The organism is Blastomonas sp. UPD001, from assembly GCF_003426715.1.
Classification (GTDB): Bacteria; Pseudomonadota; Alphaproteobacteria; order Sphingomonadales; family Sphingomonadaceae; genus Blastomonas.
Genome location: NZ_QKVT01000001.1, coordinates 1283648 through 1295773, shown reverse-complemented (window position 1 = coordinate 1295773; position 12126 = coordinate 1283648). Strand labels below are relative to the sequence as shown.

The 12126-nt window shown below is 62.9% G+C and carries 8 protein-coding genes and 1 pseudogene; 8 read left to right on the top strand and 1 reads right to left on the bottom strand.

Features of this window, described 5'->3' with window-relative positions:
• From DM995_RS21730 to DM995_RS06505, 5 genes and pseudogenes are all read left to right on the top strand, one after another.
• A pseudogene (locus DM995_RS21730) lies at positions 1-230 on the top strand (exodeoxyribonuclease VII large subunit); the annotation flags it as partial.
• A gap of 98 nt (positions 231-328) precedes the next feature.
• Positions 329-532: a DUF2093 domain-containing protein gene (locus DM995_RS06515; protein ID WP_023837193.1), complete on the top strand. Its 204-nt coding sequence runs from the start codon at positions 329-331 to the stop codon at positions 530-532.
• A 4-nt stretch (positions 533-536) separates the two neighbouring features.
• On the top strand, positions 537-1205 hold the full coding sequence (locus DM995_RS06510) for a hypothetical protein (protein ID WP_232824130.1): 669 nt from the start codon (positions 537-539) through the stop codon (positions 1203-1205).
• Positions 1202-1408 (top strand): M23 family metallopeptidase, encoded by a 207-nt coding sequence (locus DM995_RS22170; protein ID WP_232824128.1) that lies wholly within the window; start codon positions 1202-1204, stop codon positions 1406-1408. Before DM995_RS06510 ends, DM995_RS22170 begins: the two co-directional genes overlap by 4 nt.
• 228 nt (positions 1409-1636) lie before the next feature.
• Complete coding sequence (locus tag DM995_RS06505) at positions 1637-4741, top strand: TonB-dependent receptor plug domain-containing protein (RefSeq protein WP_116968885.1); 3105 nt, start codon at positions 1637-1639, stop codon at positions 4739-4741.
• Between the two features lie 112 nt (positions 4742-4853).
• Here DM995_RS06505 and DM995_RS06500 read toward each other — a convergent pair whose 3' ends face one another.
• The gene (locus DM995_RS06500) at positions 4854-5396 is read right to left on the bottom strand and encodes a hypothetical protein (protein ID WP_116968884.1); all 543 of its coding nucleotides are present in this window, start codon (positions 5394-5396) and stop codon (positions 4854-4856) included.
• A 312-nt stretch (positions 5397-5708) separates the two neighbouring features.
• Between DM995_RS06500 and DM995_RS06495 the strand changes: the two genes are divergently transcribed.
• The 3 genes from DM995_RS06495 to DM995_RS06485 all read left to right on the top strand — a co-directional run bounded on the left by DM995_RS06495 (position 5709) and on the right by DM995_RS06485 (position 12124).
• Positions 5709-8687 carry a TonB-dependent receptor domain-containing protein gene (locus DM995_RS06495; RefSeq protein WP_116968883.1) on the top strand — a complete coding sequence of 993 codons (2979 nt, stop codon included), beginning with the start codon at positions 5709-5711 and terminating at the stop codon, positions 8685-8687.
• 174 nt (positions 8688-8861) lie between these two features.
• The gene (locus tag DM995_RS06490) at positions 8862-11036 is read left to right on the top strand and encodes a TonB-dependent receptor (RefSeq protein ID WP_116968882.1); all 2175 of its coding nucleotides are present in this window, start codon (positions 8862-8864) and stop codon (positions 11034-11036) included.
• Positions 11036-12124: a PepSY-associated TM helix domain-containing protein gene (locus tag DM995_RS06485; RefSeq protein ID WP_116968881.1), complete on the top strand. Its 1089-nt coding sequence runs from the start codon at positions 11036-11038 to the stop codon at positions 12122-12124. The genes DM995_RS06490 and DM995_RS06485 overlap by 1 nt, the downstream gene beginning before the upstream one ends.
• The last annotated feature ends 2 nt before the right edge of the window (positions 12125-12126 follow it).

Sequence of the window (12126 nt, the reverse complement as noted above, 5' to 3'; positions counted from 1 at the left end):
ATCCCGATGCGCCGCTGCAGCGCGGCTATGCGCGCGTCACCGCCAGCGATGGCCGCACGCTGATCGACAAGGCAGCCGCTTCGCGCGAACCGCGGCTGACGCTGCATTTCCGCGATGGCACGCTCGATGTCGCGCCTGCCGATGGCGCGCCCCCGCCACCCTCCTCGCCGGCGCCTGCGGCCAAGGCGAAGCCCAGGGCCGCCGAGCCGCGCCAGGCCAGTTTCCTGTAGATTTGCGCTGGCGCGCAGGATCGCTTATCTTTGCCGGCAAGACCGCAGCCAGCCCTCGGTAAAGCTGCAATACAGCCTTTCAGGAGCATGATGACCCCATGTTGATGTCCAACCGCGATCGTGTCGCCCGCGTGCACTATATGCCCAACGGTTTCCGCCTGCTCAGCGCGGGCGACCATGTGCTGTGCGCCGAAACCGGCCAGAAGATCGATCTGGAAGAGCTCCGCTACTGGAGCGTCGAACGGCAGGAGGCTTATGCCAGCTGTGAGATTTCGGTGCGCGCGGCGCTCGGCCAGGGCTGATCGCATGCGGGGGGCACTGGCTTTTGGCAGTCTCGCCATGCTTGCGATGGCGGTCCCGGTGCTCGCCCAGTCCGCGCCGCAGCCTGCACCAGCGCAATCGGCCGCGCCCGCGCCCAGCGGTCCGGATTTTCTCACCCGTCCCTTCGGCGCGATGCGGCCCTTGTCCAGCGGCATCAGGCTGAGCGGTGCGCCGGTGCAGGGGGCGCTGCTGCGCGGCACGGCGCCAAAGGGCGTGACCGCGCTCGATCTCGATGGCGTCAAGGTCCCGGTTGCGCCCGACGGCGCGTTCCTGCTCGGCTTCAACCGCGACGCGCCGCACTTGGGCGTGCTGACCGTGACCTTTGCCGATGGCCAGGTCGTGACAGAGCCGCTGACGGTCGAGCCCCGGGCCTGGCGGCGAGAATTCGTCGCGGTGGCGGCGCGGGGCGGGGTGCCGAGCGAGGCCTTCATGGCGCGGCGCAAGCCCGAACTCGAGATGATCGAAGCGGCGCGTGCCCGGCAATCGGACAGCGCAGGCTGGCGGCAGCAGTTTATCTGGCCCGCCACGGGCCGCGTCTCGTCCCGGTTGCGCCCGACGGCGCGTTCCTGCTCGGCTTCAACCGCGACGCGCCGCCACCGCGACGAATTCTCGCCGCGCCGACGCCGTTCTCGCTCGAAGGCAACCTGCTCATGATCGATCATGGCATGGGGCTGAACAGCGCGTTTCTCCACCTGTCGGCGATCGACGTGAAACTGGGTGACACCGTCCGCCAGGGCCAACCGATCGGCCGAATCGGCGCGACAGGTCGCGCCACCGGGCCGCACCTGCACTGGAGCATGAAGTGGAACGACGCCAGAATCGATCCGCAACTTCTGGTGGGTCCTATGGCGCAATGAAATAATTTTATTTCGCAACGATCGTGCGCGTTTCGGTAAATGTGGCGTTCATGTTACACATTGGCGTAAAACTGGCGCCATGATGCCCCCCGACGCTTTACATCCTGCAATGCCGACAGTTAGCTGACCCCAAGGTCTGGGGAGACCGGCTGGTGTCAGTTCGCCGAGTTTCGGCCCCCGAGCGCCTTGTTTTGCGCATTGCACATTACCGTACAGGGGTTGCATCACATGAGAATTTCTTCACGCCTCTTTGCCGGGGTAGCCCCGGTAGTTCTGGGGATCGCGCTGACCGCCACGCCGGCCTTCGCCCAGGAACAGGAAGCCCAGGACCAGGAAGCGGCTTCGGATGAAGTCGATGCGACGGCGATCGTCGTGACCGGGTCGCGTATTGACCGCCCCAATGTCGATGCTCCGGCGCCGATCACGTCGATCACCATTGCCGACCTGGCCGCAGGCGGCAACGTGTCGCTCGGTGACGCGCTGAACGATCTGCCTGCGCTGCGTTCCACTTTCGCGCAGTCGAACTCGACCCGCTTCATCGGCACCGCCGGCCTCAATCTGCTCGACCTTCGCGGTCTGGGTACCAACCGCACGCTGGTGGTTGTCAACGGTCGTCGGCACATCACCTCGCAGCCGGGCGTTCCGACCAGCGTCGACGTCAACACGATCCCGACCGATCTGGTCGAGCGCGTCGATATCGGTACCGGCGGTAACGCCGCCGTGTACGGCGCGGACGCCGTGGCCGGCGTTGTCAACTTCATCATGAAGCGCGATTTCGAGGGCATCCGTCTGCGCGCGCAGGGTGGTATCTCGGGCGAGAAGGACCGCGGTTCCTATTTCGTATCGCTGACCGCCGGTGAGAATTTCGCCGAAGGTCGCGGTAACGTGGCCGTCAACGTGGAATATTCGTTCCAGAACGACCTGTACTATACGGATCGCGATTCCGTTTACGGCGCATTCTCGGGCCGTAACCAGTTCCAGCTGACCGACAACACGATCGGTGAACCGGCTTCGGGCAATGGACGCTTCGACAACACCTTCCTGCGCGGCATCCGCAACAACAACATCTCGGAAGGCGGTCTCTACACCTCGGCCTGTCCGACTCCGGCCTCGGCCGCGAACGCTGCTCGCCGCGCGCTGAACTGCAATGGCCTGCTCAGCAACACCGGCCAGCCGCTCGGCTTCACCTTCGTGTTCCTGCCCGATGGCACGCTCGCGCGAAACGACGTCATCCAGGATTTCCGCACCGTGGGTTCGGCAAACTCGCAGGGCGGTCTCGGTTCGACGCTGCGGCTGACCGGCCAGCTCAATCCCGAGCTGGAACGCATTGCGGTCAACACGCTCGCCAGCTATGAGTTCAGCGAAGGGTTCCGCGCGTTTCTCGAAGCGAAATATGTCCGCATCAACGCGATTCAGGAAGGCCAGCCGACCTTCTTCAACAACACCTTCAGCATCAACAACCCCTTCCTGACGACACAGGCCCGCAATACGCTGGTCCAGTCGCTGGCACCGGGTGCCACGACTTTCACGGCACAGCGCTTCAACGTCGACTTTGGCGGTCGCGGCGAGGATCACCAGCGTGAAACCTTCCGCATCGTCGGCGGCTTCGAAGGCACCTTCAACGACGACTGGAAGTACGAAGTCGCGCTGAACTATGGCCGCCTGGAAACCTTCTATCGCACCGAAGGCAACGTCAACGTCGCGCAGTACAACAACTCGATCAATGCCGTCCGCAATGCTGCCGGCCAGATCGTCTGCGGCATCAATGCCGACGCGACCGCCGCCAACGATGACCCGGCATGCGTCCCGGTCAACCTGTTCGGCAACGGGCAGCCGTCCCAGGCCGCGCTGAACTATTTTGGCGTGGATTCCACGCGCGTCCAAAGCGCCGAGCAGATCAATGCTACAGCGTTCGTTGCGGGTGACCTTTCGCAGCTGTTCGAACTGCCCGGCGGTCCGGTCAGCTTCGCGATCGGCGGTGAATATCGCGACGAAACCGCTTATTCGGAATTCGATTTCAATACGCGTTCGGGTGCGACCTTCCTGAATGCCATCCCGATCTTCGACCCTCCGCGGTTGACGAGCTACGAGGCTTTTGGTGAAATCCAAATCCCGATCCTCGCCGACATGCCGTTCTTCCACGAACTGTCGTTGAACGCTGCGGGCCGTGTCGCCGACTACAATATCGGCAACTCGGGTACGGTCTATACCTACAATATCGGTGGTGTCTGGGCTCCGGTACCGGATCTGCGCATCCGCGGCAGCTATGCCCGTTCGGTTCGTATTCCGACGCAGAGCGACCTGTTCGCTGCGCCGAGCCAGACCTTCCTGAACGGCCTGATCGACCCGTGCGGCCAGAACAACATCAACAACAACCCGAACCGTGTTCGCAACTGCGCTGCAGCCGGCGTTCCGGTGACGGAAGTTGTCAATGGCGTGACGGTTCCGTTCACCAACATCCCGGCGTCGGGTATCCGCGGCCTCAACGGTTCCAACCCGAACCTGTTCGAGGAAAAATCGGACAGCTTCACAGTCGGTTTCGTGGCGCAGCCGCGCTTCCTGCCCGGTCTGACGGTGTCGGTCGACTATTATGACATCACCATCGACAACGTGATCTTCACGCTGGCGGCTCAGACGATCATCAACCAGTGCTACGACAGCCCCAGCGGCATTAACAATCAGTTCTGCGCGGCGGTCTTCCGTCGTCCCGACGGCACGTTCCAGGGCCAGCAGAACCGTAACGTCGGTGGTGGCACGGTGAACTATGTCGTGGGACCGAATGACAATTCGTTCCTGGCCGGCCCGTTCAACTTCGCCAAGCAGAAGGCCTCGGGCATCGACGCCGACATCAGCTACACCGCAACCGACGGCGATATTCGCCTGAACCTGCGCGCTGTGGTCACCTATGTGCTGCGGCGCGATAACTTCACTGACATCAACCAGCCGGACTTCCGCAACCAGCTGCTGCTGGAACTGGGCGATCCGCGCTGGGCCGCGAACTTCAATGTCGATATGGACTTCGGCAAGTTCGATGTGGGCTATCGCATGCAGTTCATCGACAAGATGGCGATCGGCACCATCGAATCGTTCCGTTCGATTCAGGGCCGTCCGCCGGAAAATCTCGACCAGTTCCCGCGCAACTTCTATCCGCGCGTGGTCTATCACAACATTCGTGCTGGCCTGGATGTGGATGAGCGCTTCCGCTTCTATGGCGGTGTCGACAACATCACCGATCGCCAGCCGCCGCTGGGCCTCGACGGCACGGGCGCCGGTTCGGGTATCTACAACAACGTCGGACGCTTCTTCTATGTCGGAGCCGAAGCGAAGTTCTGATGAAATGAACTCTGCGCGATCGCCCTTGCGGGTCGATCGCGCAGGGGCGAACGAAAAAGGCCGCGTCTCGGGAGAGGCGCGGCCTTTTTGGTGACAGTTGCTGTGGGGGCGATCATTCGATCCGCTTGGCCCGCACTGCGCGCTTCTTGCCGACGCGAAGGAAATAGCCGCCCATCACGCCTGTCTTGATCTCCACCGCGTCTCCGACCTTGGGGTTGAACGTCATCGCCTCGGTCGTCTGCCAGACGGCACCTTCGGGAATGCCGATATTCCAGCGGCCACCCTCCGCTCTGCCCAGGCTCTTGATCGTCGTGACGAGGGTCTTGTCCTCCTCGCTGTCATTGTCGTTGCCGCCGAAGATCGACAGATCGGGCAGACGGAAACCGAAGAGCGAGCGCTTGGTCTTCTTGACCTCCTTTTCCTCGATCACAACGATCTGCTTCGCATCGACCGCCGCCGACAGCTTCGCTGAAGTTCCGTCGAAGCAGGCGAGGCGCTGGACGTTGTCCGCGATCGCGCGGCACGCTTCCAGCGCCTCGAACAGTTCGGGACTGGGGGGAGGGGGCGACTTCTTTCGCTCCTGCGCTGCCACCGGCGTGGACAACAGTGCGGCGATCACGAAAGCGCCCGTGATAATCTGGGTTCCCTGCCTCATATCCTGTCTCTTTCCTCTGGTAAGCGTTGCGACACGCATAACCACGCGCCGCGTTCGTGCAAACCGTTTTGGCGTGACCGCTGCGGTGCGGCGACCATGGAGGGCGGGGGGCATGGCCGGGTTATGCTGCGCCGCAATGAAAGGCGTGTGACTTTTATGCTACATGCGCTGGAAAAGCGTTGAAATTCCGCCAACCGAGGTTGCGCAACTTTCGTGCTTTGCCCTACACCAGCCAAATGGTGGGCCAATGAGACCTTCCAGAACTGGGTTTAGCCATGCCTTCGCGGCGGGGCGATCAAGGGGAAATACCACATGAAGACGCAATTTAAGCTGAGCTTGCTTGGCACCAGCCTCCTCGTCGGTGCAGCATCGCTGGCAACGCCTGCCTTCGCGCAGGACCAGGACCAGGAACAGGATCAGGCTGCATCGGGTGATTCGACCATCGTCGTCACCGGCTCGCTGATTTCGAACCCGAACATCGAGCGCGCTGCTCCGGTCAACGTGACCTCGTCCGATGAAATCGACCTGCTGCAGTCGAACGTCGCCGAAGAAATCCTGCGTGAAATCCCGGGTATTGTTCCCTCGATCGGTTCGGCGGTGAACAACGGCAACGGCGGTAACTCGTTCGTCAACCTGCGCGGCCTCGGTTCGAACCGCAACGTCGTGCTGCTCGACGGTACCCGTCTCGTTCCGGCAACGCTCGCTGGCCAGTTCGACTTGAACAACGTTCCGCTCGCCCTGATCGAGCGCGTCGAGGTGCTGACCGGTGGTTCGTCGACCACTTATGGTGCTGACGCTATCTCGGGTGTCGTCAACTTCATCACCCGCCAGGATTTCGCCGGTCTTGAAGTGACCGCTGCGTCGCAGATCACCGAGCAGGGCGATGGCCACACCGTCCGCTTCGACGTGACCACCGGCGCGAACTTCGACGATGGCCGCGGTAACGTCGTGCTGAGCGTCGGCTATCAGCAGGCAGACCCGGTCTATCAGGGTGATCGCAAGATCGGCCAGAACACCATCGGTTCGTTCAGCGGCGCTGGTGCAGGTTCGGGTACTGCGGTTCCCTCGCGTCTGACGCTGCCTGGATCGGGCACGCTGCAGATCAACCCCGCCGGCAACGCGCTGGTTGGTACCTATGCGCCGTTCAACTTCTCGCCGGACAATATCTTCCAGACTCCGTTCGAGCGCTTCAACATCTTCGGTGCTGCCAAGTACGAAGTGACCGACGGGATCGAAGTCTATACCCGCGGCCTGTTCTCGAAGAACACCGTCGACACCATCATCGCGCCCTCGGGCTCGTTCGGTATCGCGGTCACCATTCCGCTGAGCAACCCGTTCCTGCCCGCCGGCATCCGCAACCAGTTCTGTAATGCGTTCGATTTCAACGCAGCCGTTGCAGGCACCCAGCCGCTGACCGCGGCGCAGTGTACTGCGGCAGCCACGGCGACCAGCCCGACCGACCCCAACTATCGCACGATCACCACCGCGCTGTTCCGTCGCGCTGTGGAAGCCGGTCCGCGTATCTCGAACTACCAGAACACCGTGTTCGACTATAAGCTCGGCATCCGTGGCGGCATCACCGACACGATCGATTTCGACGTGTTCGGTAGCTATGGTCAGTCGGACCAGGTGCAGACCATCAAGGGCTACACGCTGAACTCGCGCTTCCGTCAGGGTCTGTTGGCGACCAACCCCAACACCTGCCTTGACACGAGCAACGGCTGCGTTCCTCTGAACATCTTCACCCCCACCGAGGGTGGACTGACCCCCGCGATGGTCAACTTCCTGGTGGCCGAATCGACCGTCCAGACCAAGACCACGCTGGCTCAGGCCCGTGCAACTGTCTCCGGCGATTTCGGCGTTGCGAGCCCGTTCGCCAACGACCCGATTTCCTTCGCGGTTGGCGGCGAATATCGTAAGTACACCGCCCAGCAGGCTTCGGACTCGCTGGCACGCAGCGGTGATCTCGGTGGTGCCGGTGGCGCTGCTCCGAACATCAACGGCCAGTACGACGTGTACGAAGCCATTGGCGAACTCGTCATTCCGGTCGTTCAGGGCAAGCCCTTCTTCGAAGATCTGACCATCGAGGCCGGTATCCGTTATTCGGACTACACCGTCGATGATCCGGCCAGCCCGGGCTACACCACCACCACCTGGAAGGCCGGTGGTAGCTGGACCCCCGTGACCGGTGCCAAGATCCGCGGTTTCTATGCCCGCGCCGTCCGCGCTCCGAACATCAGCGAGCTCTTCTCGCCGGTGAACACGGGCCTGACCAGTCTTACCAATGACCCCTGCGCCTCGATCAACGATGCAGGCCAGCGTTTCCGCGCAGCGCCGACCGGCGTTGTCCGTGACGTCTGCCTTGCGCAGGGAGCCAATGCCGGCAACGTCGACTCGATCAACGTTCCGATCGCAGGTCAGGCAAACGCTACGTCGGGCGGCAACCTCGCTCTGGGCGCTGAAAAGTCGAACAGCTACACCATCGGTGCCGTGTTTGAACCTTCGTTCATCCCCGGCTTCTCGATGACGATCGACTATTACAACATCAAGATCAGCGGCGCGATCACCACGCCGTCGCCGGATGATGCGCTCGATGCCTGCTTCAACGCACCCAGCGTCAACAACCCGGCATGTACGATCATCCGTCGCGACCCCATCACCGGTGGTCTGAACGGTGACCCGGCAACCACTGCAGGTCTGTTCGTCGGTCTTTCGAACCTTGGTCGCCTTGCGACCGACGGTATCGACCTGACCATGAACTATCGTCGTGACCTCGGCTTTGCCGATCTGGCTCTGTCGTTTGTCGGTAACTGGACGAACAAGTCGACCTTCCAGTCGACCCCGACCAGCATCAACCGTGACTGTGTGGGCATCTTCAGTGTCAACTGCGGTTCGTTGCAGCCCGAATTCCAGTGGACGACGCGTGCGACCCTGGGCTTCGAAGGTGCAGACGTCTCGCTCCTGTGGCGTCACATCGACTCGTTCCAGTACGAGTTCTTCAACGATGGCGTTGCGGCTACCCCGGACCTGTTCACTGGCGTGCCGCTTGGCTACACCAACCAGGAAAACTTCAACACGATCCCGTCGTATGACTATTTCGACATCACGACGCGTTTCGACCTGATGGAGAACCTGACCGTTACGCTGACCGTGCAGAACATCTTCGACAAGAAGCCGCCGCTGGTCGGTTCGGAAGCTGGTACGACCTCGTTCAACTCGGGTAACACCTTCCCGTCGACTTACGACGCGCTGGGTCGTCGTTTCGGTGTGCAAGCTCGCCTGCGCTTCTGATCCCTTCAGGGTTCAGCAACCAACAAATTGGGGGGTGGGTCGTAAGACCCGCCCCTTTTTCTTTGCCTGCTGCATGGGCACCGGACCGACTTTGCTACTCAATGCTAGCTAATGCAAATCCGTTGCAATAGTGGTTTGGCCTTGATAGAGCCTCCCCAGAAGAAGGGGTGACTCATGAATTTCTGTCGGGTGCTTGCAATTTTTCTGGCTTCCTCCGTGTCGCAGCCAGTTCTGGCGCAGACAGGTGGCGAACGAAACGATACGGACAGCGTAGAGGCTTCAGGTGCGGACGGCGCGCAGATCGTCGTCACTGCGGCGCGCACGATCCTGCCGCCCAATGCGCTGCCTCTGACAATCGATATCATCGACAAGCAGGCGCTCGACCAGCAGATCATATTGTCGGGCTCGGTCACCGATGCCGTCGCCACGTTGACTCCTTCCTTCTCGCCGACGCGCGGAAAGCTATCGGGGGCAGGGGAAACCCTTCGCGGTCGCTCGCCGCTCTATGCGATCAACGGCATTCCCCAGTCGACGCCGCTGCGCGACGGCAGCCGCGATGGCTTCACCATTGACGGCTTCTTCATCGAGCAGGTCGAGCTGATCTACGGCTCCAACGCGCTGCAGGGCATCGGCGGCACCGGGGGGATCGTCAATCAGGTGACCGTCGGCGCGCCGAAGCAGGAAGGGCTGTCGGGCCGCGTGCTGCTGCAGGGCACGGCGGACAACGACTTCCGCTCGGACGGCTTCGGTGCCAAGGCGGCGGGCCTGGTGCAGTACAAGGCCGATCGCTTCGATGCGACGGTCGGGGCCTCCTATGAGCGGCGCGGCGTGTTCTACGATGCGCGCGGGCGCAATGTTGGCATCAACCTCACCCAGGGCGAAACCCAGACGTCCGACGCCATCTCGCTGTTTGGGCGCTTCGGCTATGCGCTGTCCCCGACGGCCCGGCTCGACCTGATGGCCAGCCGCTACGAGCTCAAGGGCGATGGAGACTATGTCGCGGTGGCCGGTAATCGCCTGACGGGATTGCCGACCAGCGCGGTCAGGGGCACGCCGCCGGGCAAGCCTGCGGCCAACCGGACCGAAAGCGTGGCGCTATCGCTCACCGATACCGATCTGGGCGGCGGCAATTTCGTCAGCCAGATCTTCTTCAACCGCACCCGCGATACCTTTGGCGGCGAACTCGGCCCGATCGCGACCTTCCAGGATGTGCGCATCGCGCCGGTGGGCACGCTGTTCGACCAGTCGCAGAACCGTTCGCGCAAGCTGGGCGGCAAGATCAGCTATGAACGCGCGATCCCCGGCTTCGAGGATCTGACCACGATCGTCGGTTTCGACGCCTTGTTCGACAAGACCGAGCAGCGGTTGATCGCGACGGGGCGCATCTGGGTGCCGCCCACCGATTTCCGCAGCCTTGCACCGTTCGCGCAGGCGAACCTCAAGCTGTTCGACGGCCTGGTGCGGCTCGCGGGCGGCGCGCGCTGGGAAAATGTCGAGATCAAGATCGACGACTATACCACGATCGCCACCACCACCACGCCGCGCGGCGGGGTACTGGTCAGCGGCGGCAGCCCCAAGTTCGACGACGTACTGTTCAACGGCGGCGTGATCATCGAACCGGCGCAAGGCATCCGGCTCTATGCCAGCTATGCCGAGGGCTTTACCGTGCCCGATGTCGGCCGCATCACCCGCGCCATCGGCACGCGCGGGGTCGATCTCGACAATTTCCTCGATATCAGCCCGATCATCTCGAACAATCGCGAAATCGGGGCCGAAGTGAAGCGCGGTCCGCTCGACGCCAGCGTCAGCTATTTCTGGTCGTCGAGCACCCGCGGCCAATTGCTCGTCGCGCGGCCCGATGGCATTTTCGACGTCCAGCGCCAGCGGATCGAGATCAAGGGGCTCGAGCTCAACCTCGGCGTGCAGCTTCCGATCGACGGGCTGCGAGTGTCGGCGGGCTATGCGCATATCCTGGGGCGTACCGACACCAATGGCGATGACCGGGTCGATACCGATCTCGACGGCACCAACATCTCGCCCGATCGCCTCAACCTCGCTGCCAGTTTCGACCGGGGCAGGGTATCGGCGCGGGTGCAGACCCAGGTCTATTTCTCGCGCACTTTCAACGGCCTGGTGCGCGATCCGCGCAACGATTTCGGCGGTTACACGCTGACCGATGCCTATCTGGGCTATGATGTCGGGCCGGGGCGCATCATCCTCAGCGCGCAGAACATCTTCAACCGCCAGTATATCGACTATAACAGCGATGTGCGGCTGCCGACGGACAATCTGTCCTTCTTCGCCGGGCGCGGGCGGACGATGACGCTCGCCTGGGACATGCGCTTCTGATGAAAACGCTCGACCTGCTGCACCGCTGGACGGGCGGGCTGGTCGGCCTGGTGCTGCTGATGCTGGGGCTGAGCGGGACGATCCTGATCCACCGCGATGCGCTGGTGATGCTCCCGCATGCCAGCGATGAGCAGGTACAGGATACGCCCACGATCATCGCGGCGACCGAGCAGATGATGGCCGATCCCGCGGCGCGGCCGAGCAGTGTCGTCTTTGCGACCGACAGTTTCGGGCTCGACCGGCTGTCCTTCGGCAAGGAAGCGGGGGCCTATGCCGACCAGGCGGGTAATATCGTCACGCGCTGGGACGATCCGTGGCAACGGCCCGAGCTGTTCCTGTTCGATCTGCACCACCATCTGCTGGCGGGCGAGACCGGCGAGATCGTCGGCGGCATAGCCGGGCTTTGCGGCCTGTTCTTCGTGATCAGCGGCACGGTCCTATGGTGGCGCACGCGGAGGACCTTCGCGTTTCGCCTGCTGCCCAAGCGCCTGAGCCGCCCGGCGATCCTGCGGCATCATCGCGATCTGGGCATCGTGTTCGCGCCGTTGCTGCTGCTGGTGATGTTCACCGGCACGACGATGATCTTCCGCCCGGTCAGCGCGCTAGTGCTGGGGCCATCGGCGCCCGCGACCATCGAGGCTTCTTTCAAGGCCCCCGAGGCGCAGGTCGGCGCGCTCGCCGACAAACCCGATTGGGCGCGCATGATCAGGACAGCGCGCGAGCGTTTCCCCGATGCGGAAATCCGCATCCTCAGCCTGCCGAAAGAGGCGGGCAAGCCGATCACGCTGCGCATGAAGCAGGCCGAGGAATGGCTGCCCAACGGCCGCACGACCCTGTGGTTCGCGCCCGATACCGGCGAACTGATCGAAGCGCGCGATGCGTTGACCCTGCCTGGCGCGGCGCAGGCGTTCAACACCTTCTACCCGCTGCACGCGGCCAAGGTGGGCGGGCTGGCCTACAAGCTGGTGATGACGCTGGTCGGGCTGGCGCTGAGCCTGCTGGGATCGCTCGCTGTGTGGAGCTTCTGGTTCCGCCGCAACCGCACCGCGCGGCGCTACGGCAGCGGCGTGACGGTTCCGGCGGAATAACC